The organism is Ruminococcus sp. MSJ-25 (assembly GCF_018917825.1).
In the GTDB taxonomy this organism is placed as follows: Bacteria; Bacillota; Clostridia; order Oscillospirales; family Ruminococcaceae; genus Hominimerdicola; species Hominimerdicola aceti.
Map to the genome: position 1 here is coordinate 39,674 of NZ_JAHLPI010000004.1, position 24,524 is coordinate 64,197.

The window sequence follows — 24,524 nt, forward strand, 5'->3', positions numbered from 1 at the left end:
GTTATTATATCACATTTTTCCTCTGATTGCAACAATCTCAGTAAGATTTAACACTTTTTTTATGCACCTTTTCACGCTTTTTGATCATTTCTTAATAAAAAATTCCACCTCTCTGCAAAGCTCGCCATATAGAGTGTATGTTACAGTAGCGGTTACTCCGTTTTCTGTCACATTATCCTCCACTTGCCGGTCTTTAATCTCATAGTCTGAGAGAAAATTTTCCTCATATAAATACGCCTTTTCATGAACGGCGTCAAGTGCCTGCTGTTCTGTCAGGGTGTCTTGTGAAAATTTATATTCTTCAAGTTCGCAGGTGGTTATGCCAAAAGGCATTTCAAGCCCGAAAAGCGACAGAGGAGAATATCTCTGCTCATTTTTCCAGTAACCCTCAGGCTTTGAGAAAAAAAGAGGTATATCAGCGTCAAATACAGTGAAAAAACGCTTTGTATCTCTCTTGCCTGTCGTCTTTTCTGCCTTGTCCTCAAAGGGCTGTGTGAATGTGACAGTGCGCTCAAAAGTGCCTAGTATCTTGCCCTTTGAGCGTGCATAGCTTGTCTTTGTTTCAACGTTTTCCTTGCCGTCTATCCAGCTTGATTTTGATGTGATGATCTCACCGCCTACAACGATATCGCCCTTTGTCACACCGCTTCCCACAGGTATCTTTAGCTGTCCGTCATAAACCTCGATTTTTTCGATAACTCCGTTTTCGCAGGCAACAAGATTTGAAGGATAGCGGTTTGACTCACGCTTTGTGTCACCCTCAGTTTCGATAACGTCGATTATCAGCGTGTCACCCTTGCGTGTTATGCCTGCCCATGATATGCCCTCCACTTTTTGCTTTAACGCACGTTCTGTGACTATGAGATCAATACTTGGGATATAAGTGCCGGTTTCAACGCCCTCCTCTTTAAGCACCGACATAACGCCTTTTCTGATATTTTCATCATCACTGAGTATGTCAAACCTCACCACCACGTTTGATAGATAGAAGCACGAAAGCATGACAGCCGCAGTGCCTATGACAAGTCCTCCTCTTCCGAAAAAACGTTTTGCAAGAACAAAGCTTCCGTGACGTTTTGTGGCGGTGTATTCAAGCCCAAGTTCATTGCATAGTCTTTCAAGTGCCTTACAGTGTTCCGCAGGCATACGCAAAGTGAGCTTTCCGTTCTTTTCACACATTTTGCTAACGGGAAGCTTTTTTGACATTATCCTGCGGAAAAACTTGGTGAAGCTGTCACCTGTGATAACATAATCTATATAACCGAAAATCATTATCCTCTCTCCCTGATACTTCTTGACACAAGCTTGACCGACTCTATTTTTCCTCTTATCTCCACGCTGTCAGAGCAGAAATTTGACATTGTTAGTCCGCTGCCCCATATCTCTATCTCAAAAGAGCCTGTCAGCACCTTTGCCATTATCTCACTGCACTCAACTATCTGCTTGCAGTTTTCGATAACGGCGGCTCTGTCGTCAGTTATGCTTATGTATGAGCTTAGTGCGGTCAATTCTTTTGTCATGCCGAAAAAGCTTAAAAATGGTATCTTCTTCATTTTTGCGTCCTCCGTTCATTGTCTTATGCTTAATTATATTATTAGACAGACTGACATATACTTAAAAAGTAAAAGTAGGGAGGTAATAAAAATGTTGAAAAGACTTGCAAAGGAGCTTTGCGTATACATACTTGCGGGGGTGGTCATATGGTTCTGCATTATCATCATATCAGGGGGCGGGAGCGTAAAGCTTGGTATCTCCGAAGCCGTTGACCGCTGTATGAATATCATAATCCCGTCGCTGTTTGTTTTTATGGCGCTGTCGCAGATACTTGTTTCAAGTGGGCTTTACTACTGCGTTTCAATGCCTTTTTATCCTATATCGAGATTTATAATGGGCATACCGCCTCAGCTTTTCTTTGTATTTCTTCTTGGCAATACCGCCGGCTATCCTGTGGGAGTGAAGCTTCTTTCAGATTTGTGTCAGAGAAAGATAATATCCCAGCGTACTGCAAAGATAATGTCCTGCTTTTGCTGCTGTGGAGGGCCTGCTTTTTATTCTGGTACAGTGGGCCTTGCAGTGTTTGGTTGTACAGGAGCAGGCATTGCAGTGTTCGTATCCATACTAGCGGCAAATTTTCTCACTGCGCTTGTTCTTGGCAGAGCTATAAATGAGGATAAGAAAACATCAAAGCCGACTTTCAGACTTGACGGCAGAATGTTCACCGACAGCGTTATCTCGGCAGGAAAGTCGCTTTTTGTTATCTGCGTTATGATAGTCTTTTTCGGAGCGTTTATGTCCTCTCTTGAATACTGCGGAGAGTTCAGCTTTCTGAAAGATGTGTTTTCACTGTCAGAAAACGGACTTGTCCTTGTGAAAAGCTGTCTTGAAATAACTTCTCTCACTGAGCTTTCGGGAAGTCCATTTTATCTTCTGCCATTTATAGCCGCTGTCTGCTCCTTCGGTGGTCTGTGTGTGATTATACAAATAGCTGCACTTGGCGTGGATTTCTCCCTTGTGCCGTTTTTTATCTCACGTTTGACATCAGCCTTTTTGTCTGCTGTCATATGCCGTTTTATCTATCCTTTCTTTATTCCTGATTCAGTTTTGACTTCTGTTACAAATAATGTTAAATTCGTCAAAGTGAACAATTTTGTTCCCTCGTTTTGCTTGATTATGATGATTTTATTACTAACTTTGAAGAAAAGACTAGCATTTTCTAAAACAGTATGATATAATTAATAACAAATGAAAAAAGATTAACTTATCTTAAAGGAGTTGTATAAATCATGGCAAAGAAGAGCTATTTTGGTAACAGAATTTCACCGTCATGTTCTTACTGCCTTTTCGGCAACAGATCAAGAGAAGGAAATAAGGTCCTTTGTGAGAAGCAGGGTCTGGTAGACGCTGATTATAGCTGTAAGAAGTGGGTCTATGATCCTATCAAGCGTGTTCCAAAGAAACAGCTTAACATTCCAAATCAGGAAGACGATGTTATCTGATACATAAAATATGCCGTACATTTTTTGGTGTACGGCTTTTATATTGCAAAAGATCCGCAGAGCGTTTTGTTTCGCCCTGCGGATCTTTCTATCTTATATCCTTATATCTTTTTTATCTTCGTGTAATTTGCCATTATCTTCTTTGTGCCACGATTATCGAATGCTATCTCAACAAGAGTATCGTTAGCCATAGGTTTTGAGCTTAAAACAGTGCCTTCACCGAATATCTTGTGCAAAACTCTGTCGCCTGGTGCGAAAGTTTCGGTATTAACAGAAAAATTGCTCTTATCAGCCTTTCGCTGAGCCAATTGCTGTTGCAGACTCATGCTGTGAGGCTTTTCATAGCCGTTGAGATAAGGTGAAGCCTTTGTTTCCTCGGCTTGCTTTTCTATGCAATCGGCAGGAAGCTCTTTTATAAAGCGTGATATCCTGTTTCTGTCAGTGCGACCGTAAAGCATACGTTCCTCTGCGTGGGTAAGATAAAGCTTTTCCTTTGCTCGTGTCACCGCAACATAGGCAAGTCTGCGTTCCTCTTCCGTGTCAGCTTCTGATTCAAGACTTCTTGATGACGGGAAGATGTTGTCCTCCATGCCTACCACGAAAACTATAGGGAACTCAAGGCCCTTTGCAGAGTGCATTGTCATAAGCACAACATAGTCAGCGTCAGAGTCGAGATTGTCAACGTCAGTGTAAAGTGATATTTCCTCCAAAAATCCCGACAGCGACGGCTCGTCAGCATTTTCTTCATAGCTTGACATGGTGGATTTAAGCTCGTTGATGTTTTCAAGACGTGTCAGACCCTCGTCGCCCTGCATTTCAAGATGACGCTTGTAGCCTGTCATATCAAGAAGCTTGTCCAAAAGCTCCGCAAGTGGCAGAGTGTCAGAAAGCTCAGTAAGCTCTGAGAGCATATCGCCCACAGGCATAAGCTGTTTTGAACGCTTCACAAGGGGAGCAAGCATATCGGCTTCCTGCATGATGTGGATAGGTGAATCCCCAAGGTCTGAGGTTATCTGTTCAAGTGCGTTTACAGTGGCTTCGCCGATACCACGTTTCGGTTCGTTGATTATTCTTCTCAGACGGAGAAAGTCAAAATGGTTGTTTATTACAGAAAGATAAGCGAGGATATCCTTTATTTCCTTTCTGTCATAGAATTTCAGACCGCCTATTATTTTATATGGTATTCCACTTTGTATGAACGTCTGCTCCAAAGCGTTCGATTGTGCGTTCATTCGGTAGAGAATGGCATGGTCATTGTATTTTCTGCCCTTGTTTATGTCCTCAAGAATGGTGTCAGCCACGAATTTTGCTTCACTGCGCTCGCTTGAAGCCTTGTATACTGTTACCTTTGCACCGTCACCCGAAGCTGTCCACAGATTTTTGCCCTTTCTGCCCTGATTGTTGCTTATAAGCTGATTTGCGCAGTTAAGAATGTTCTGGGTCGAGCGGTAATTCTGTTCAAGCTTTATAACATCAGTGTCAGCATTGCAGTCGAACTGCTCCTCAAAGTTGAGGATGTTCTCGATAGTCGCACCACGGAACTTATAGATACTCTGGTCGTCATCACCCACAACGCACAGGTTGTGGAATTTCTGTGACAGCAGCGAAACAAGTCTGAACTGAGCCTTGTTGGTGTCCTGATACTCGTCTACCATTATATATTTATATAAGTTCTGATAGTGGTCGAGGACGTCAGGAAACTGCTCAAAAAGCTTGACTGTGTGGCATATCATGTCGTCGAAGTCCATAGCGTTTGCGGCTTTGAGCTTATTCTGATAGTGCTTGTATACCTTGCCTATGGTCAGATTACGATAATCTCCTGCCGCAGAGGTGATGAACTCGTCAGGCTCTTGGAGCTGGTCTTTTGCGTGGGATATTTCGCTTAGTATCGCTCTCGGTGGAAACATCTTCTCGGATATGCCAAGCTCTCTCAATATGCTTTTTACAGTTCTCTGAGAATCGTCTGAATCATAAATGGTGAAACTGCTTGAAAATCCAAGCTTGTCACATTCACGCCTGAGTATCCTTGCGCAGGCGGAGTGGAAAGTCGCCGCTGTTATGCCTTGACCTGCCTCTCCCAACATTCCTGCAAGACGTTCTTTAAGCTCGCCTGCCGCCTTATTTGTGAACGTGATAGCAAGTATGCTCCACGGCTTTATGCAATCGTATGCCACAATGTCTGCAAGGGTAGAAGCGTCATTTGTCTTGCCGTCAATGTAGTCTTTGAGAAACTGTATGTCCTGTTCAGAGGGCGTGCCGTAGGTCTGCTCTGTGTTGTATGCGTTGCCGAAGTATATCATGTTTGCGATGCGGTTTACCAAAACAGTGGTCTTGCCGCTTCCTGCTCCTGCCAGTATAAGGAGAGGTCCTTTTATTTTGAACACAGCCTTGCGCTGTTGGTCGTTCATTCGTGAAAAATATTTTTCAAGTGCTTTTCTTTTAAGAGCCGTAAACTGCTCCATTATATACACCTCCGTAAAATTTCTTTTATGCCGTATCCTACATTATAGCATATTTTTTCTATTTTGAAAAGGGCGGCGGCAAATTTTTTTCACATGAATAACAGTGGGTATGTTTTCCAATAATACATTAAATCAAATATTATGAACGGAGGAACATATATGAAAGCTGTTGTTTTATGCGGAGGACGTGGAGAAAGATTGATGCCCATGACAGACAGGCGACCTGCGGCTCTTCTGAGATTATGCGGAAAAGAAATTCTGCTTTTTACTCTTGAAATGCTGGAGAAAGCAGGCTTTGAAGAAGCTGTCCTTGCGGTGGGCTATGGCTCTGAACAGGTAGAAAGGCTTCTTGATGAAAAATACTCAGGTAAGATAAAGCTCCATATGATAAACACCGCAGGCAAAAGCACTGTGCAGGCTGTTAGAACAGCAATGTGCGATGAAACAGAAATTCTTGCCGTGGAATGTAACTGTATATGCACTCACCCTCTTGATGAGATTATAAAAGTTCATTTGAGCCACGATACCTTTTGTACGGCTCTGACTTATGATACTGAAAACAAACCTGCTGGCATATATATAGTGAAAAGAGAGCTTTTTGATAGTCTTAATCCTGAAAAGCCTATGGATATGACGGAGGATATTATCCCCGAGGCTGTGAAAAGTGGCGAAGCTGTCCTGCTTGACGGAAAAGGCTATTATAAAAGGATAAACACGCCTGAGGCTTTCCTCGATTGTCAAAGGCATATGCTTTACAACGAAAATATGTCACAAAGGCTGACGGAAAATAATTTCAGCGGTGCGGCAATAGGTGAGCCTGTTTATATAGGAGAGAACGTTTCTGTTATGTCAGGGTCGGTCATAGAAGGCGGAAGCGTCATAGACAATAACGCTGTTGTAAAGGGCGGCAAGGTGAACGGATATGTTGGAATAGGCTCGGTGGTGTCTGAACGCTGTGATATAAACAGTGCAGTGGTATGCCGTGGGGCTGTCCTTGACAGCGGTGTGAAGTGCGGTGAATATTCCGTCATAGGTGAAAAGGCTCATATCGCAAGTGAAGCCGTCATTGAAAAAGGCGTGGGCATATGGTCTGGAAAAAATGTTGAAAAGGGCGCGAGACTTTATGAAAACGTGAAAAGATCATCTGACAGCCGACTTGTCATAGACGAAAACGGCGAGTGCAGTTTGTGGGGCGGTGAAGCCACAGCGCAAAAGGCTATGCTTTTTGGACTTTGTGTCGCAAGCGCTGCAAAAAAAGGCGGAAGTATAGTGACAGCCTATGGCTCTGACGAAAGCCTTTTGCTTAAACAAGCCCTTGACTGCGGCATATGTCAGGCTGGAGTGAACGTGTACAGTATAGGCAGAGCAGGCATTTCAGAGCTTTCTTATGCTGTGAACAGATTTGGCGGAGAGTTCGGCATACTCATAGGCGCAAACATTTCAGGTCACGCAAGACTTATTTCGGCTGGGGGAATGTTGCCTGATGAAAAGCTTCTTGACCGCATTGGAAGCATAGCTGACGACAGAGCTTATCGCAGTGTGGGGCTTTCTCAGACGGGTTGTGTGACAGATTTTTCAGCGGTGAGGGAGCTATACGTCGCAGAGCTTGAAAAAATACTCCCTGACCGATTTAAAGGCGTAAATGTGGATATCCGCACATATGATGTTAAAAAGGCGAACCTTGCCGACAGACTCTTTCACGGCAGGAACGATATAGACGGTGAGCGTATAATATTCAATCTTTCCGCAGACGGCACAAAAGTATCAGCTTACAGTGAGAAAACAAGCTATGTCATGTGGGAAAAGCTGGTGGCAATGTATGCGGGGGTGTGCTTTGAAAAGGGGCTTGCAGTGGCATTGCCTGAGAATTTCCCCTCTAATGCCGATGCCACTGCTGAAGACCACTGTGGCAGGCTTTACCGATACGAAAACAATGCTGACATAGCAAAGGACGTTGCCGTTTCGACCCATAATATGTTTGCCTATGACGGACTTTACCTTGCGTCAGCGGTGACGTCTTATCTGTCAGAGCAGGGGATAACGCTACAAAAAGCTCTCTGTGATGTGCCTGACGCATACACTTCAAGCCGATTTGTGGGCATAACAATGAGCCGTGAAAACAAGGAAAAGATATTTTCAGAGCTTGGCTGTTCGGCAGAGGGAGAGATAACAAGGGGCAAGACCCACGCAGTTATCAGACCGCTGAGGGATAAAAAAGGTATAACAGTGTTTGCAGAAAGCGTGAGCTGCGAGCAGGCGGCTGCCTTTTGCGAGGATATAACAAGCAGGATAAAGGGCATATTCAGATAAATGTAATAAATTGCTATTGACATTGAGACGAAAATGGAGTACAATATAATCAGATATTTTTGTTCGGACAAAGGCGGCTCATGCCGCTGTATTTAAACTGCGTTCATCACACCATTTTGTCTTTCTTTGAGGCTTTAAGCGTTTTTGACAGCACATGATAATAAAGCCCAAACGCAGCGGTATATTGAATCTAAACGGAAAAATCGAATATTATTTGAGCATGATAAAATGCAGCAGGAAGGAGATAATTGCTCCTGCCGTATGTTTGTGCTGCTTTTTTGCGGCATTTTGTGCCTTTGAAGGCTTAAAAGCGGAGTACAGCAGGGCAAAGTACATTATTTTATGAACGAAAAGAACAACACAGTAAAAAAACCTACACAAAAACGTTTTTTCAGAAAAAAACAGAATAAGAGTGAGATACCTCTGGCTCAGGCTTCAAAAGAGCTTGACCGTGTAAAAAGTCAGAGAGCTTCGGGCAGTGTGAAAAAAACGCTTCAGCCGAGAAATGAAACTCCACAGAGAAAACCGCAGAATACTCAGCAAAGACGTCCAAGACCTGCGGCGAACAGAGTGAAAGAGCCTGTAAGAAGAACGCCTGTGAAGATAATCCCTCTTGGCGGTCTTAACGAGATAGGAAAGAATTTCACTGTTATCGAGTGTTCAAACGATATGTTCGTTATCGACTGCGGATTGGCTTTTCCTGACAGTGAAATGCCTGGAGTTGATATCGTTATTCCTGATTTCTCATACGTAGAGAAAAATCAGGAAAAGCTCAGGGGCGTTGTGCTTACACATGGTCATGAGGATCATATAGGCGGTCTGCCGTATTTTCTGAAAAAATTCAACGTGCCTGTTTACGGCACAAGGCTTACCCTTGGTCTTGTTGAGGGCAAGCTGAAAGAGCATGGGCTTCTAGGAACGGTAAAACTCAACGTTGTAACGCCAAGACAGACAGTTAAGCTTGGCTGTATGGCGGTGGAGTTTATAAGAGTAAACCACTCTATCCCTGACGCCGTGGGAATGGCTATCCATACCCCTGCTGGTGTGCTTATCCATACTGGTGACTTCAAGGTAGACTATACACCTATCGAGGGCGGTATAATCGACCTGCCTAGATTTGCAGAGCTTGGAAACAAGGGCGTTTTGGCTCTTATGGCTGACTCTACAAACGCTGAAAGACCTGGCTATACCATGAGCGAGCGCAAGGTTGGCGAAAGCTTTGTGAAGCTTTTCAACAAGGCTGAGGGCAAGAGGATAATCATTGCCACTTTCGCTTCAAACGTCCACAGAGTTCAGCAGATAATAAATAATGCTGTCACACACGGCAGAAAAGTGGCTGTGTCGGGCAGAAGTATGGTGAATGTTATCTCAAAGGGCATCGAGCTTGGCTATCTTAAAGTGCCTGACGGTGTGCTTGTGGATATCGACACTATATCGAGATATGCACCTGAGAAAATGGTCATCGTCACAACGGGAAGTCAGGGCGAGCCTATGTCGGCGCTTACAAGAATGTCGGCAAACGAGCATAGGAACGTTACTATCACTCCTATGGACTTTATCATAATCTCGGCTAATCCTATCCCCGGCAATGAAAAGTATGTCACAAAGGTAGTAAACGACCTTATGAGATTGGGTGCAGAGGTAATATATGAGTCAATGTACGAGGTGCACGTTTCAGGACACGCTTGTCAGGAAGAGCAGAAATTGTTGCTTTCTATCACAAAGCCAAAATTCTTTATCCCTGTACACGGCGAGTATAAACATCTTATGAAGCACAGAGATACGGCACTTTCTGTGGGAATCCCTGAGAGCAATATAATCATTGCTGATATAGGCAACGTTATCGAAACAGACGGCGTTGACATGAAGATAACAGGGCAAGTGCCTGCTGGAAAGGTGCTTGTGGACGGTCTTGGCGTTGGCGACGTTGGCGCAATAGTTCTCCGTGACAGAAAACATCTTGCTCAGGACGGACTTATCATTGCCGTGGCAACTATCGACAGGGCTTCGGGAGATATCCTTGCAGGGCCTGACGTGGTTTCAAGAGGCTTTGTATATGTAAGAGAGAGCGAGGAGCTTATGACCGAAGCTCAGAAGCTTCTTACCGAAACACTTCAGGATTGTCTTGACAGAAATATGAAGGATTGGAATACCATAAAGGGCAGAATGAAGGACAATCTTTCGGACTTTATCTTCACAAAGACAAAGAGAAGTCCTATGATTTTGCCGATAATAATGGAATTATGACCGCCTGTCAACAGTGCGGTTGTTTATAGAAATGCAGGAGCTTTAAAATGAAAAGTAACAACGGATTACAGATCATAATAAGAATAACAGTGTGCGTTACCATGCTTTCGTCACTTATAGGCGCTTTTATGCTGCATTCTACTCCGTCTCACAGAGAGTCGGGCAGTGTGCTTATCCTAGTGTCTGTGGCGGCGGCTGTATTGTGGGTGCTTGAAGAAGTGGTTTTCCACAATCACACTCGCAAGTATGTGGCAAAGCTTTCCACGATGATCTCAAAGACGGAGAGAGATTCTCTCCTGAATTTTCCTGCTCCTGCTATAATAATCGACAGCGAAAACGTCATCGTGTGGTATAACAGACTTTTTGGCAGACAGGTCTACTCTGAGGAGGAAGCCTACGGAATCGACCTCACAGAGCTTATGAATATCGATATGGATAAGATATACACCTCTGACGGCGACCTTGTTTGCACAAATTCTCATTTTTATAAGGCAAAGGCTATACATACCGATACAAACGGTGAACTTTCAATGGTCTATTTCAATGACGTTACCGATTATGTGGAGCTTGAATATGAGTTCAGAATGTCCCACAAAGCGGTAATAATCATAACTATCGACAACTTTGACGAGCTTATGTCAAATATCAGAGAGAGCGAAAAAGCTCACGTTGTTGTTGAGATAGAAAAGCTCATAGAGGAATTTTTGGAGAATACTACTGCGGTGTCGAAGAAAGTAGCGAGCGACAAGTTCTATGTTTATATGGAGGAACGCCACCTTGCACCTATAATCGAGCAGAGATTTAAGATACTCGAGCAGGCAAGAAAAATAGCCGTTGGCGAGCGTTCTAACCTTACATTGTCCATAGGTGTGGGCAGAGATGGTGCAAACCTTGCGGAGAGCGAGAAGTTTGCAAAGCAGGCTCTCGAAATGTGCCTTGGACGTGGCGGAGATCAGGCGGCTGTCAAGGAGGACGGTGAGTTCAAGTTCTTCGGCGGCATTTCTTCTGCACCTGACAAGAACAATAAGACCCGTATCCGTATGGTGGCAAAGGCTATGCTGGAGCTTATCTGCAACCACGATAAGGTGCTTATAATGGGTCACCGATTTGGCGACCTTGACAGCGTAGGCTCTGCAACAGGCTTCTGCTGTGCTATCAGAAACATGGTAAAAGAAGCTTACGTTGTGGTAGACCCTGAGCAGAATTTGTCGAAAACGCTTATAAATTATATAAACGAAAACGAGTCGGAGCATTATTACATAACCCCTCAGGAGGGTCTTGAAAGACTTGACGATAACACGCTTCTTGTGGTAACTGATACCCATAACCCTGCACTGGTTGAGTCAAAGGAGATACTTGCAAGGGCGAAAAATGTGGTAGTTATCGACCACCACAGAAGAATGGTGAACGGTATCGAGCCGACTATAATGTCGTTCTTAGAGCCGAATGCGTCATCGGCCTGCGAGCTTGTGACGGCTCTTATCGAGTATTTCGGCGAGGATTCCAATATCACAGTCCATGCGGCGGAAGCTCTGCTTGCGGGAATAATGCTGGATACAAAGAATTTCATTATGAAAACAGGTGTAAGCACTTTTGAAGCGGCAGCATTTTTGAAGAAAAAGGGCGCTGATACTATAGCTGTCAAAAAGCTTTTTGCAAACTCTATTGAGACTTATCATCAAAAATCGTCGCTTATAAACAGTGCTCACCTTTATAAAGAGTGCGCAGTGGCTTATACAGAGGAAAGCTTCTCTGAAATAAGGATAGCGGCTTCACAGGCGGCAGACGAGCTGCTTGGTATAACAGGTGTAAAAGCTTCGTTCGTTATCTATGAAACGAACGGTGTGATAAATATCTCTGCACGAAGCATGGGTGCTTGTAATGTGCAGATCGTCATGGAGTCTTTGGGTGGCGGCGGTCATCTTACTATGGCGGCAACTCAGCTCAACTGTTCAATGAATGAGGCGAGAAAACGCCTTGCAGACGCCATTGACGAATACTGGGAAAATAATTCGCAGGAATAAAAAAAGAAAGGCAGAGTGAATAATATGAAAGTTATTTTGTTAAAAGATGTAAAGGGTTCAGGCAAGCAGGGAGATATCATCAACGTTGCAGACGGATATGCAAGAAATTTTCTTATCGGAAAGGGTCTTGCACTTGAAGCTACAGCTAAAAACCTTAATGACCTTGCAGGCAAAAAGGCTTCCGCTCAGCACAAGATAGATGTTGAAACAGCCGACAATAAAGCTATCGCAGAGAAAATAAAGGATAAGGAAGTTCTGGTAAAGGCTAAGGCAGGTCAGGGCGGAAAGCTCTTTGGCGCAGTTACAGCAAACGTTATTTCAGATTGCCTCAAGGCTCAGTATGGCGTTGTTATCGAGAAGAAGAAGATAAATCTTACAACCGAGATAAAGGCTTTCGGTGACTATACTGCACAGATAAAGCTTACTCATGGCGTGTCATGCAGCATTAAAGTAAAGGTCGTTGAGGAGTAATCATGGCTGATAATTTCCGTGGGCTTACCACAGGAGCGACCCTTGGCAGGGAGCTGCCCTTTTCTCAGGAGGCTGAGGAAGCCGTTCTGGGAGGAGTTCTTCGTGATCCTTCGGTGCTTCCGAAGGTCATTGAGATACTAAAGCCTGAAAGCTTTTATCGTCCACAGCATCAACAGCTTTTCTCCATAATAATGAGAATGTTCACCACAGGCAGCAAAGAGGACCTTATCACGGTAATTAATGAAGCCGTCACAATGGGTGTTTTTGAAACGTCTGCAATGGCTAAGAATTATCTTCTTGGTATTATGGAAATGGTGCCGTCAACGGATAATATCGAGAGCTATTGCAAGATAATCGAGGAAAAAGCAAGGGTAAGGTCGCTTATAAATGCCGCTAATCAGATTCTTGAAAAGGCATATGACGGCGGTGAGGATTCTCAGACGCAGCTTGACGCTGCCGAGCAGTCTATATTTGAGATAAGACAGGGCAGAGATGTTCAGGGCCTTACACGAATAAGCGACGTTATCGTTGATACATTCGAGCATTTGCAGGAGATATCAGGTCCTGACGCAGGCGAACATCTTGGCGCAAAAACAGGCTTCGGTCAGCTTGACGCAATCACAACAGGTCTTAACAGAACTGACCTTATCATTATCGCTGCACGTCCTGCAATGGGAAAATCTGCATTTGCACTTAATATTGCGGTGAATACCTGCAAGGCGACAAAGCGTGATGTTGTTATATTCTCTCTCGAAATGGGTAAGGAACAGCTCGTGTCACGTATGCTTGCTTCAGAGGCGCTTGTTAATAATACCCTGCTTAGGTCGGGCAATCTTGAGCCTTCCGATTGGGAGAAGATAGCAGGTGCGGCAGATACGCTGTCACAGCTTCCTATATATTTTGACGACGGTGCAGGCTGTACAGTGCCGCAGATGAAAGCAAAGCTCAGAAGAATGAGAAATCTTGGACTTGTGGTCATCGACTACATACAGCTCATGCAATCAGCAAATAAAAACGCCAGCCGTGTTGAGGCGGTGTCTGAGATAACACGTTCCTTGAAGCTTATGGCTAAGGAGCTTAATGTGCCTGTTATCGCACTTTCACAGCTTTCCCGTAGCTCAGAGAAGCGTGACGATAAAAGACCTATCCTTTCAGACCTGCGAGAATCAGGTTCTATCGAGCAGGACGCTGATATCATTATGTTCCTCTATCGTGACGCTTACTACAGCGATGAGGGCGACAAGTCGGTGGCTGAGTGTATCGTTGCGAAAAACCGTCACGGACAGACAGATAAGGTGCAGCTTGGCTGGATAGGCGAATATACCCTGTTCAGAGGTCTTGATTTCAGGAGAGATGATGAATAATTTTCTTGTAAAGGTAGCTTCTACCATAGAGAAATTTCATATGGCAAATAAGAGCGAACGCTTGCTTGTGTGCCTCTCGGGAGGCGCCGACAGCGTTACGCTCCTTTTGTGTTTATATGAGCTGGGCTATGATGTATGCGCTTGTCATGTCAATCATCATCTCCGTGGGGAAGAAAGTGACAGGGATCAGCATTTTTGCGAACAGCTTTGCGAAAAGCTTGGGGTCGAGCTGAAGGTGTTTCATGCCGATGTCGTGGGCTACTGCAAGGAACATTCTGTATCCACTGAGGAGGGGGCAAGAAAGCTTAGATATGACTTTTTCGACAGTATCGGTGCAGACAAGATATGCACAGCACACAGTCTTTCGGATTGCCTTGAAACTGCCATATTCAACCTCGCAAGAGGTACAGGTCTGAAAGGTATTTGCGGAATACCGCCTGTGAGGGGAAATATCATAAGACCGCTTATAAATTGTACTCGTCAGGAAATAGAGGGCTTTCTCAAAGAGAGAGGACAGGACTTTGTTACTGACTCCACAAATCTTACTGACGATTATACCAGAAATAAGATTCGCCACCTTGTTGTGCCAAGGCTTGCGGAGCTTAACAGTTCGCTTTTTGGCTCATATTCAATGACAGCTGACAGGCTTAGAACAGACAGCGACTATCTTGAAAGTCAGGGGCTTGAAGCCTTTGAGAAAGCGGTCTTGCCAAAGGGCTATGACGCATTGTGTCTAAGACAGCTCCACGAAAGTGTACGCCGTCGTGCAATAATGCACATTCTTGAGAAAGAGGGGCTTACTGTGAGCCATGACAGTATCGAGGATATCGACAGGCTGATACTTGACGTGGGTAAGGCGAACATCAAGGGCGGAGTCTTTGCGGTCTGCTCAAAAGGTGTGCTCAGCTTTGCAAAGGGCGAGATGCTTGAAAACAGCACTCTCAGGAGCGTTAAGGTAAGCGACGAGGGCGTTTATCTGTTCGGCAATAAGGAGATAGAGTTCAAATTCTATCCTTTTGACGGAAAAATCGCAAATGTTCATAAAAAGTTTGCAAATTGTTGCCTGGATTATGATAAAATAAAGGGTGAGATTGTTGTCGAAAATCGCAGAGAGGGCGAGAAGATACGCCTTGTGAACAGAGATTTTGACAGCGATGTGCGAAAGCTGGTGAACAAGTCTTTCAGACTTGAGGACAGGAGCAGTGCCGTTATCCTAAAAGATAGTCAGGGCGTTGTTTTCGTTGAAGGAAGCGGTGCGGCTGAAAGGGTGAAGATAGACTCTGAAACCGTTAAAATATTGGCTTTTACCATAAAGTGAGATGAATATCACCCTAAACTGAAAAGTTTTTTGTGTGAACTTGTATTTTTTCACTTTTCTGTCACATTGATAATATATAATCAGAGAGGTTGTTAGTTAATGAACAATATATCGGTTCTTTATTCTGAGGAAGAGCTTGCATTGTCTGTGAAAAAGCTTGGAGCAGAGATAACTGAGGAGTATAAAGGAAAAAAGCTTCTTGTTGTGTGCGTTCTTAAGGGAGCGTTCGTGTTTACTGCTGATCTTGTAAGAAGTATCGACAACGATATGCAGATCGCTTTTATTACTGCAAAGAGTTATGTTGGCACAAGCTCAACAGGAAATGTTTCAATTTCAGGAGATCATGATTTTATGGGTCTTGACCTGAGAGAGTGGGACGTTTTATTGGTTGAGGATATTCTCGACACAGGAAGAACGCTTTGCGAGTTAAAAAAGAAGTTTGCGTCAATGGGTGCGCCAAGTGTTAAGATAGCTGTTATGCTTGATAAGCCGTCAAGACGTGTTGCAGACATAACGCCTGATTTCAAATGCTATGAGATCGAGGACAAATTCGTTGTTGGCTGTGGTCTTGATTATGATGAGAGATATAGAAATCTTCCTTTTATCGGCATAGTTTCCGAGTAAGGAGCCAAATATAATACAGAACAAAAGGTTGTGATCGATTGAAAAACAATAATAATGGAAAGACCCTGTTGATCTATCTGCTGGTATCGGTTGCCATAATCTGCGGATTGGTCTATATGCTAACAAGCATGAGCACAAAATCTTCCGACAAAAAATATTCGGAGATAATGGAACAGTTTGACAGCCTGAACGTGTCACAGTTTGAGCTTGATCTTGGCTCCGGACAGCTTAAGTATAAGCTCAAGGGCGAGGATAAGGTATATAGTTATACAGTTCCAAATGTTTCACTGTTTGCAAATGAAGTCCTTGGCGGTGAGGACGCTGAGAACTATCGTAAGAAATATAATACTGAAAATCCAGACGATCCTTTGCAGTATAATCTTATACCGATATCGGATAACAGCTTCTGGCTTAATCTGATACCGACGCTGCTTATGCTGGGCGTTATGATATTCTTTTTTGTGTTCATGATGAAGAATGCAGGCGGCGGAAAGATGTCATCTTTCGGAAAAACAAATGCCAAAATGGCGCCAAGCAGCAAGAAAGCTACCTTTGATGATGTAGCGGGTGCAGACGAGGAAAAGGAAGAGCTTAAGGAAATCGTTGATTTTCTCCGTGATAATAAGAAGTATACCGAGATCGGTGCGAGAATACCTAAGGGCGTTCTGCTCCTCGGCCCTCCGGGTACAGGTAAAACGCTTCTCGCAAGAGCCGTTGCAGGAGAAGCAAGAGTTCCGTTCTTCTCTATCTCAGGCTCTGACTTCGTTGAGATGTTTGTGGGCGTCGGTGCTTCAAGAGTAAGAGATCTTTTTGAGCAGGCCAAGAAAAACGCTCCTGCTATCATCTTTATAGACGAGATCGACGCAGTGGGCAGACAGAGAGGCGCAGGCCTTGGCGGCGGTCATGACGAGCGTGAGCAGACCCTTAACCAGCTTCTTGTTGAAATGGACGGCTTTGAGGATAACGATTCTGTTATTGTTATGGCTGCAACAAACAGACGTGATATACTTGACCCTGCACTTCTTCGTCCGGGCAGATTTGACCGACAGATACTTGTGGGCTATCCTGACGTTAAGGGCAGAGAAGCTATACTGAAAGTTCACACAAGAAACAAGCCGCTCGCTCCTGACGTTGACCTTGAAACTATTGCAAAATCAACTGTAGGCTTTACAGGTGCAGACCTTGAAAACCTTGTGAACGAGGCTTCGCTCCTTGCGGCAAGAAAGAATAAAAAGGCTATCACCAAAGATGAGCTTGAGGAAGCTTCTATCAAGGTTGTGGCAGGTCCTGAGAAAAAGTCTAAGGTCATCACAGAGGACGAAAAGAAGCTTACAGCTTATCACGAGGGCGGTCATGCACTCTGCACATACTACAGCAAATCACAGGATAAAGTTCATCAGGTATCTATCATACCTAGAGGTCAGGCTGGCGGTTTCACAATGAGCCTGCCTGTCAAGGATAAATCTTATGTTAGCAAGAACGAGATGTACGAAAATATCGTGGTTCTTCTTGGCGGACGTGTTGCTGAAAAGCTGATCCTTGACGATATCTCAACGGGTGCTTCAAATGACCTTGAGAGAGCTACTTCCACAGCTAGAAACATGGTAACACGCTACGGCTTCAGTGACAATCTTGGTCCTGTTGTATACGGTCAGGGCGATCATGAAGTATTTCTTGGCAGGGATTACACTAATACACCAAGCTATTCTGATAACGTTGCGGCTGAGATCGATAATGAGATAAGAACTCTTATTGAAAGTGCATTTACTGACGCTGAAAAGATACTCAACGAGCATATGGATAAGCTTCATGTTGTGGCTAAGTATCTTATGAAGTATGAAAAGGTTGACGGTGCAACATTTGAGAAGCTTATGAATGGCGAGCTTACAGAGAGCGAGTTCATGGGCGAAGCTGATAAAACACCAGAAATCCAGGATACTCCTGAGATAGTTGATGATATTTCAGTTGACGATAATTGATATGAAAGATCAGACGTGTAAAAGCGTCTGATTTTTTTGTGATGTCTGCTTGATTTTGCAGTAAGGATAGTGTATAATAAGGGTAACTGTAAAATGCAGTATAGAACGGAGATAGCAAATGAACTTACTTTTTATCGGAGATGTTGTGGGACAAAGCGGCTGCGATTTTCTTGAAAGCAGAATGTATAAGCTGAAGCGTGAATATGATATAGATGTGACCGTGGTGAACGGTGAAAATTCTGCTCAGGGCAATGGTATCACACCGCAGTCTTACAGACAGCTTCTCAACATGGGGGCTGACGTTGTAACGACAGGAAATCATTCTTTCAGACGACGTGAGGCTGAGGAGCTTTATGACACAAACGAGCAACTTTTAAGACCTGCCAATTACCCTGAGGGCGTTATGGGTCATGGTGTGACTTATATTGATATGTGTCCTTATAAGATAGCCGTGGTAAATCTTATGGGAACGATGTATATGGAGGCCGTGGAAAATCCTTTCAACTATGTTGACAAGCTTCTTGAAAGCATTGATACGCCTAATATAATCGTTGATTTTCATGCGGAGGCAACTTCTGAGAAAAAGGCTATGGGCTTTTATCTGCAAAAACGATGCACTGCTGTGCTTGGCACTCATACCCATGTTCAGACGGCCGATGAAACGATCTTAGGCGGACATACCGCCTATATCACCGATGTTGGAATGACAGGCCCTGAGCTTTCCGTACTTGGGGTAGACAGTGATATAGTCATAAATAAGTTCAAATATCGCACCCCTGTGAGGTTTTCAGAAAGCACCAACGATTGCTTTATAAACGGAGTTGTGGTAAAATTTGATGAAAAATCGGGAAAAGCAACAAATATACAGCGTGTTATTAAGCGATAATAACGAAAAGTATTAATAAAGCTTGAAATTTTATTATGTATGTAGTATAATATAGTGAGTATAATAAGTGGGGTAAATTCTTTGAATTTACTTATGGAGGTATTCAAGTGGAAATTCTAAAGGTTTCTTCAAGGTCTGTCCCTAATTCGGTGGCAGGAGCAGTTTCGGGCGTTATCCGTGACAGCGGTGCAGTTGAGGTACAGGCAGTGGGCGCAGGCGCAGCCAATCAGGCGATCAAGGCTATAGCGATCGCAAGGGGCTATCTTGCACCATTGGGCATTGATCTTATTTGTATCCCAGCATTTGCAAGCGTTTTGATCGACGGTGAGGAAAGAACTGCGATCAAGCTTATTTGTGAAGAAAGATAATAATGCGGCAGCAAGGCGTGTTAAAGTCTTGCTGCTTTTTGCTACAAAGGAGGGGACAGCATGGAAACTGTTTTGCAGACTTATGGGCTTACAAAGCAGTATGGAAGCTTTACAGCGCTGAGCAATCTTGACCTTGCGCTGGAGAGGGGTAAAATTATCGGTCTGCTAGGGCCGAACGGAAGCGGAAAAACAACATTTATCAAGCTTTGCTGTGGACTTATAAAACCTACGGCAGGGGATATACTCATATGCGGAATGCCTATTGGCGTGGAAACTAAAAAAGTGGTTTCCTACCTGCCTGACAGAAATTTCATACCTGACGATATGAAAGTAAATGAGATGCTTAGGTTTTTTCAGGATTTTTACAGCAATTTCAATGTAGCAAAGGCTCAGGATATGATGAACAGGCTGGGGATAAACCCTGCGGCAAAGTTCAAGACAATGTCAAAGGGTACAAAAGAAAAGGTGCAGCTTTGTCTTGTTATGAGCCGTGAGGCTGACGTTTATCTTCTTGATGAGCCAATTGCAGGCGTTGATCCTGCGGCAAGAGATTATATCCTCAACACCATAATCTCAAATTACAACGAAAGAGCTGCTGTGGTAATTTCCACCCACCTTATTGCAGATATCGAACCTGTCCTTGACGACGTGGTGATGATACAAAATGGTATGCTAAGGCTGCATAAATCTGTTGACGCTATCCATAACAAAACCGGCAAGTCTGTGGATCAGCTTTTCAGGGAGGTGTACAGATGTTAGGCAAGCTTTTGAAATATGAGCTTAAACGCTCGGCAAGAAAGTTTTTCCCTCTTGTGTTGGGATATATGATAGTTGCACTGATATTTTCTCTGATGCTTCGTTATGGCGAGAGCGTTAAAAGCCCTAATTTTCTGGTGATATTCATTGTTGTGTGCATTGCCTATGGTATTGCCGTGGGGGCGTTGTTCACTGTGGGCTTTACCATATCGCTGACCAACTTTCACAAGACCCTTTTCACTGACGAGGGCTATCTTATGCTGACAATACCTGTCAAGCCATATTATCACATTTTCACAAAGTTCATTTCTTCTGTGATATGGTCAGCGGCGAGCATGATCGTTTTTGTGCTTTCGCTTTTGCTTATTGACCCAACAGAGTATCTTGATTCTGTTGGAGATTTTATAAACGCTTTGGGCAACGGCTTTGCTGAAGAACCGCTCACTTCGTTTCTGATATGCCTGTATACTCTGACGCTGTTTGCAGGCTTGCAGATATTCTTATACTTTGTTATCTCTCTTTCAAACTGTTTCAAGCACAAAGTTCTTGTAGGCTTTGCTATAATCTTCGCTTGCAATATGTTATCCTCGATGATAAGCAATCTGGCAGGCGACCTTTCTCTGTGGAATATGCTCTTTATGCCAACGTCACGCTTGCCCGATACAGAAGCGGCATTCAACCTAAGACTTGTGTTTATGACAATGTATCAGTTCGCATATATCTTGGCATATTTCCTGCTGACAAACTTCATAATAACACGCAAACATAATTTGCAGTAAAAAAAAGGCAGACGATGAGTCTGCCTTTTTTGTGTTGTGATCTTTAGTTAAGTATCCAGATCTGAGCTGAATTTTCAGGCTCAAGGTCAGCAAAGGAGAGCTTTCCGCCCTTTGAGTTTGCAAGCACCTTTACATAGCCTGTGGATTCAGTGGATATTCTGAAACGTCTTTTTCCCAGAGCAGTGACCCTGAACTGAACAGGCTTGCCGTCTATTTTCAGATAGTCATAGCCCTTGCATGAAGCGTTCACATAGCCGCCGTCGCTTATCTTTAAACCGAATGTGCCGTCCTCTGTAAGACAGACCGTCAGCTTCTGTTCAAGCTCCTTGTCAGGCTTTTCAAGCTGCAATCCTTTTGGGGTAACAGTGAGTACAAGACCTGATATCTCGTTTTTGAATGTGTAAGCCTTGCCGTCAAGTATGTAATTCCCTGCGTCAGAGGTGCAATCGTCATAGAATTTCAGAAGAAGCGCTGTGACATTCTGCTGTGTGACCGGAAGAGTGTTCTTTGCAACGTCATCAAAAGCTCTTGGGTCAAGGTGAGAAATGGTGTCAACAAACTTGCCTGCGTATTTTACAAGCTTGTTTGCCGCCTCACCAAAGTTATCCTTGCCGTAGTATTTCAGCAGACGCTTGTCGAAGCTGTCGGCTGTGTGTCTTGTGCAGGTGGTGGAAACGTGCTTCTCAAAAGCGTAATGCACGTTGTTTGCCTTGTCCTGATATTTCATGTTTGCAACGTGAACAGTGCAGCCCATGTCTGAAATAAAATGTGCGGCTCTGCCGAGAACACGCATGGCGTTTTTTATGTCACCGCTTTTGTAAAGAGATACTGCGGCGGTGTAGTTTTCTTCGAGGCAAGTTCTTGCGCTCACTGCAAGGTCACCAAAGCGGTTGCGGTAATAGCCGTTAGTTTCAGGAAGCTCCTTGCCCTTTGGATTAACGCAGGAGTAATAATGCTTGCCATGACCTTTGTCCATATCGTTCTCCTCGTCAGGCTGTGTGCAGCCCTTGAGTATCTCGCTGTGATAGTCTTTATAGAATGTCACCTGCTTCTGCTTTTTCTCCTTTTCCAGAAGTGCAAGTGATTTTTTTACAATGTCCTCGTGAGTAGTGCCGCTCCATGCGTACGCTTTGATAGGTCTGAGCCTATAGCATACAGCCAGCGCAACTGCGGCTGTGAGAATTTTTTTCATAACTCTATTTTCCTTTTCTGATATTTTTGTTGTTTTTCTTTTTCCTTACTGAGTAGCCGAACGTTCCAAGCTTTTTGCCAAGACCGTAATACTCTCCGTGAGCGTAGGCAAGAAGCCCCGCTTTGTCAAGGCAAAGCTTTCCTTTTTCGTCAAGCAATTCTTTTGCAACGTCAAGCCCCACAATGTCAGCAATGAACATATCATGTGTTCCAAGGCTCACGACCTCTCTTACTTTGCACTCGATATTCACAGGAGATTCTGTCAGCAAAGGTGCCGATACCTTTGCTGACGGCTCTGCGGTAAGGTGCATTTCCTTGAACTTATCCACTTTTCTGCCGGTTTTCACACCGCACCAATCCACAGCTTTCACAAGCTCTCTGGTCGGCAGATTTATGACGAACTCACCGCTTTGAGTGATAAGCTCGTGGGAATATCTCTCAGGTCTGACGGAGATGTAGGTAACAGGCGGCTGAGTGCAGAGAATGCCTGTCCACGCAACTGTGAACACATTGGGTTTATCCATACTGCCGCAGGTAACGAGAGTAGGTGGCAGGGGAGAGGTTATGACGCTGCCTTTCCACTGCTCCTTGGTGTATTTTGTGTACTCCATTATTTCACGCCTTTCTCGTTGTCAAGTCCAAAATTATGTACTCGTCTGTATATTTTGTCATAGTCCTTATAAAGAAGCTGAGTCTGATTTTCAAGAAAATAGTAGTGCTTTATATAAGGCACAAGCAGTACGAGAAACGCAATGGCAAGGGGTATGAGTATCATGACCTGCCAAACTGCAATGGCAATGAACGTCATGACAGTACAAAGTGCAAAAAGCACCGTCACGATAAGATGTATCAGCCGTTCGTGCTGAAAAAAAGCGATATGTTCTTTGTGATAATCAAGGAGCTTTGCAAAGTCGCAGTCTTTATCATCAAGACAGCTTGCAACAAAACTGCGGTAACGCTTGAAATATTCCGTCATGATATCACCTACAGTTCAATAAACTCAGCGTCTTGTATCTCAAGGTCACGGAGCTTGGTCTTGTATGAATTTTTCTTTTTAAGAGCCGCACGTTCCTGCTCTTTTTTCTTGACGTCCTTTGCAACTGTCATAAGCATTATATTGTCGATAGTTTTATAGTGCTTTGAAACACGCTGAGCAAAGTTTTTGCGCTTTGCAGGCTTTTTCTTTTTGCCGTCAAAAATAATGGCAAGAACAACGGATATCGTCATTGCGATAATAGTTTTCTCCGCATTTGAGTTCACAGAGATAACTCCTTTTTTCATACTATCACCATTCCTTCTGCCTGAGTTTTCCTATCAGGATAACAACATATAAGGCTATTATACTATATTATCACGAAGATTTCAAGTATTATCTATTAATAAAAAAAGTAACGGTGTTATTATGAGAGCTATCGTTTTTGTTGTGCTTTAATGGTCACGGAGATGCTGGACTGTCAAAAAATGAATGCCATATGTATCAAAAAAACTACCGCTTGTGCATTATTATTACCACTTGTGCAAATGTTGTTGACTTTTTGTTAATAACAATGTACTATTATTGTGAACATTAATGCTATTTGGCAGGAATGTCTGGCTAATGCACAAGCAGGAGGATAATGATGGAGAATAATGAGAACAAAGCAAAAAAACAAAGGATCATAATAGCTGCACTTATTCTGGGCATGATGTTTTGCATAGGCATTACGATTTGGGCTGTGTTTTTCAGAAAGCCAGAAACAAAATCTCTAGTACCTGATTATGCACCTCAGCAGACAGAGCAGAATGCTGAACCTTTGGAGGACAACAGCAGAAATCTTGATGTGCCTGAGGGTGGCGGAGGAATTTCTCTTGAATACGAAAATACAGTGAATATCAAGCTTTCTGATAAAACAGCTTATTTTAGTTATAAGCATCCAAGCAGTTCAACTCAGGATATCGTGCTTTGTATCGAGATAAATGGTGAGATCATCGCACGCTCAGGTACTATAAAACCAGGTAATCAGCTTAAAACGCTTCCTTTGCTTGAGGGCGAGGAGGACAAACTTAGTGAAGGCACTTATACAGACGCAAATTTCAGAGTTTTAAGTTATGATCCGCAATCAGGTGAAAAAGCAATGGTCGATATGGTGGCAAAAATAACTGTCACTGTTGAAAAATAAATAACGGGGGAATTTATCATGAAAAACAAATTTGCGATCATCACCGCATTAGTGCTTGCAAGCACTAGCGTGGTTACAGCATATGCGGTAAATTCAGAAAAAAATGACGGCAGCGAACCAACAAATATCAAGGTTACAGGAAGCTATATTGATTCCAAGTCAACGACAATGTCTGTGGACGTTGAGTGGGAGGAAATGAATTTTACCTACTTTGGCGGACATAAAGTATGGGATCCTGAAACACATAGCTATACCACAGAGTCTGCATGCTGGTGGGATGAGCCTAAGGAGATAACTGTAACAAACCATTCAAATTCGGCTATTAAAGCACAGTTGAATTTTGCATCAAAGGTCGAAGGACTTAACGGCATGTTTTATGAAAATGTTATTTTATTGGAAACAGCCGAAGGCACTGCTGTTGACGCTGCACCTAAAGATTCAACACATTTCAGTGTAAGTGGAGCAGGGATAGAAACAAACAATACAGATCTTGGCACTATCACAGTAACGATCTCTGAAGACATTCAATAAGTAACTGACGCAGTGGTTGTTTCTACCCATGTTGATACAACTCTTTATTATGTAACAGG

General features: G+C 43.6%; 23 protein-coding genes. 16 read left to right on the forward strand and 7 right to left on the reverse strand.

The features are described 5' to 3' along the window. Positions 1–84: 84 nt before the first annotated feature. Positions 85–1,272, reverse strand: a complete 1,188-nt coding sequence (locus KQH97_RS00945; RefSeq protein ID WP_216552198.1) for a sporulation protein YqfD — start codon at positions 1,270–1,272, stop codon at positions 85–87. Continuing rightward, entirely contained in the window at positions 1,272–1,553 is a 282-nt protein-coding gene (locus KQH97_RS00950; protein WP_022287811.1) for a YabP/YqfC family sporulation protein, read from the reverse strand. Before KQH97_RS00950 ends, KQH97_RS00945 begins: the two co-directional genes overlap by 1 nt. A 91-nt stretch (positions 1,554–1,644) precedes the next feature. Here KQH97_RS00950 and KQH97_RS00955 point away from each other — a divergent pair, with 91 nt between their 5' ends. Together KQH97_RS00955 and KQH97_RS00960 are read left to right on the forward strand one after the other, a co-directional pair. Continuing rightward, positions 1,645–2,727: a nucleoside recognition protein gene (locus KQH97_RS00955; protein WP_216552200.1), complete on the forward strand. Its 1,083-nt coding sequence runs from the start codon at positions 1,645–1,647 to the stop codon at positions 2,725–2,727. 56 nt (positions 2,728–2,783) lie between these two features. After that, a complete protein-coding gene (locus KQH97_RS00960; RefSeq protein WP_022287813.1) occupies positions 2,784–2,996 on the forward strand; it encodes a hypothetical protein in 213 nt (70 codons plus the stop codon). Positions 2,997–3,097: 101 nt separating this feature from the next. Here KQH97_RS00960 and KQH97_RS00965 read toward each other — a convergent pair whose 3' ends face one another. Further along, positions 3,098–5,458 (reverse strand): ATP-dependent helicase, encoded by a 2,361-nt coding sequence (locus tag KQH97_RS00965; RefSeq protein ID WP_216552202.1) that lies wholly within the window; start codon positions 5,456–5,458, stop codon positions 3,098–3,100. Between the two features lie 159 nt (positions 5,459–5,617). Here KQH97_RS00965 and KQH97_RS00970 point away from each other — a divergent pair, with 159 nt between their 5' ends. The 12 genes from KQH97_RS00970 (at position 5,618) to KQH97_RS01025 (ending at position 20,584) form a co-directional block, all read left to right on the forward strand. Continuing rightward, positions 5,618–7,768 (forward strand): sugar phosphate nucleotidyltransferase, encoded by a 2,151-nt coding sequence (locus tag KQH97_RS00970; protein WP_216552204.1) that lies wholly within the window; start codon positions 5,618–5,620, stop codon positions 7,766–7,768. Between the two features lie 342 nt (positions 7,769–8,110). Further along, positions 8,111–10,015, forward strand: coding sequence for a ribonuclease J (locus KQH97_RS00975; protein WP_253286329.1), 1,905 nt, complete (start codon positions 8,111–8,113; stop codon positions 10,013–10,015). Between the two features lie 47 nt (positions 10,016–10,062). Then, positions 10,063–12,039 carry a DHH family phosphoesterase gene (locus tag KQH97_RS00980; RefSeq protein ID WP_117864584.1) on the forward strand — a complete coding sequence of 659 codons (1,977 nt, stop codon included), beginning with the start codon at positions 10,063–10,065 and terminating at the stop codon, positions 12,037–12,039. 24 nt (positions 12,040–12,063) lie between these two features. Beyond that, entirely contained in the window at positions 12,064–12,510 is a 447-nt protein-coding gene (rplI, locus tag KQH97_RS00985) for a 50S ribosomal protein L9 (protein WP_216552206.1), read from the forward strand. Positions 12,511–12,512: 2 nt separating this feature from the next. Continuing rightward, the gene (gene dnaB, locus KQH97_RS00990) at positions 12,513–13,874 is read left to right on the forward strand and encodes a replicative DNA helicase (protein WP_038671492.1); all 1,362 of its coding nucleotides are present in this window, start codon (positions 12,513–12,515) and stop codon (positions 13,872–13,874) included. Next, positions 13,864–15,192 carry a tRNA lysidine(34) synthetase TilS gene (gene tilS, locus KQH97_RS00995; protein ID WP_216552208.1) on the forward strand — a complete coding sequence of 443 codons (1,329 nt, stop codon included), beginning with the start codon at positions 13,864–13,866 and terminating at the stop codon, positions 15,190–15,192. The genes dnaB and tilS overlap by 11 nt, the downstream gene beginning before the upstream one ends. Before the next feature lie 99 nt (positions 15,193–15,291). After that, complete coding sequence (gene hpt / locus KQH97_RS01000; RefSeq protein WP_046440161.1) at positions 15,292–15,816, forward strand: hypoxanthine phosphoribosyltransferase; 525 nt, start codon at positions 15,292–15,294, stop codon at positions 15,814–15,816. Positions 15,817–15,854: 38 nt separating this feature from the next. After that, positions 15,855–17,795 carry an ATP-dependent zinc metalloprotease FtsH gene (gene ftsH / locus KQH97_RS01005; protein ID WP_117926893.1) on the forward strand — a complete coding sequence of 647 codons (1,941 nt, stop codon included), beginning with the start codon at positions 15,855–15,857 and terminating at the stop codon, positions 17,793–17,795. A gap of 118 nt (positions 17,796–17,913) precedes the next feature. Further along, positions 17,914–18,681 (forward strand): TIGR00282 family metallophosphoesterase, encoded by a 768-nt coding sequence (locus KQH97_RS01010; protein WP_046440166.1) that lies wholly within the window; start codon positions 17,914–17,916, stop codon positions 18,679–18,681. Positions 18,682–18,788: 107 nt separating this feature from the next. Beyond that, entirely contained in the window at positions 18,789–19,049 is a 261-nt protein-coding gene (locus KQH97_RS01015) for a stage V sporulation protein S (RefSeq protein WP_022287824.1), read from the forward strand. Positions 19,050–19,109: 60 nt separating this feature from the next. Further along, a complete protein-coding gene (locus KQH97_RS01020; RefSeq protein ID WP_216552210.1) occupies positions 19,110–19,808 on the forward strand; it encodes an ABC transporter ATP-binding protein in 699 nt (232 codons plus the stop codon). After that, positions 19,802–20,584, forward strand: coding sequence for a hypothetical protein (locus KQH97_RS01025; RefSeq protein WP_216552212.1), 783 nt, complete (start codon positions 19,802–19,804; stop codon positions 20,582–20,584). Before KQH97_RS01020 ends, KQH97_RS01025 begins: the two co-directional genes overlap by 7 nt. A gap of 43 nt (positions 20,585–20,627) precedes the next feature. On the opposite strand, the gene KQH97_RS01030 is transcribed toward KQH97_RS01025, so the two are convergent. The 4 genes from KQH97_RS01030 to KQH97_RS01045 are packed head-to-tail and all read right to left on the reverse strand — an operon-like array spanning position 20,628 to position 23,056. After that, positions 20,628–21,776, reverse strand: coding sequence for a zinc dependent phospholipase C family protein (locus tag KQH97_RS01030; RefSeq protein WP_216552214.1), 1,149 nt, complete (start codon positions 21,774–21,776; stop codon positions 20,628–20,630). Between the two features lie 4 nt (positions 21,777–21,780). Then, entirely contained in the window at positions 21,781–22,386 is a 606-nt protein-coding gene (locus tag KQH97_RS01035; RefSeq protein ID WP_216552216.1) for a flavin reductase family protein, read from the reverse strand. Then, on the reverse strand, positions 22,386–22,751 hold the full coding sequence (locus tag KQH97_RS01040) for a hypothetical protein (protein WP_117877579.1): 366 nt from the start codon (positions 22,749–22,751) through the stop codon (positions 22,386–22,388). Before KQH97_RS01040 ends, KQH97_RS01035 begins: the two co-directional genes overlap by 1 nt. 8 nt (positions 22,752–22,759) lie before the next feature. Next, positions 22,760–23,056 carry a hypothetical protein gene (locus KQH97_RS01045; RefSeq protein WP_046440174.1) on the reverse strand — a complete coding sequence of 99 codons (297 nt, stop codon included), beginning with the start codon at positions 23,054–23,056 and terminating at the stop codon, positions 22,760–22,762. A gap of 338 nt (positions 23,057–23,394) precedes the next feature. On the opposite strand from KQH97_RS01045, the gene KQH97_RS01050 reads away from it, so the two are divergent. Further along, entirely contained in the window at positions 23,395–23,934 is a 540-nt protein-coding gene (locus KQH97_RS01050) for a hypothetical protein (protein WP_117926899.1), read from the forward strand. 18 nt (positions 23,935–23,952) lie between these two features. Next, entirely contained in the window at positions 23,953–24,465 is a 513-nt protein-coding gene (locus KQH97_RS01055) for a hypothetical protein (protein ID WP_117926900.1), read from the forward strand. Positions 24,466–24,524 lie beyond the last annotated feature (59 nt).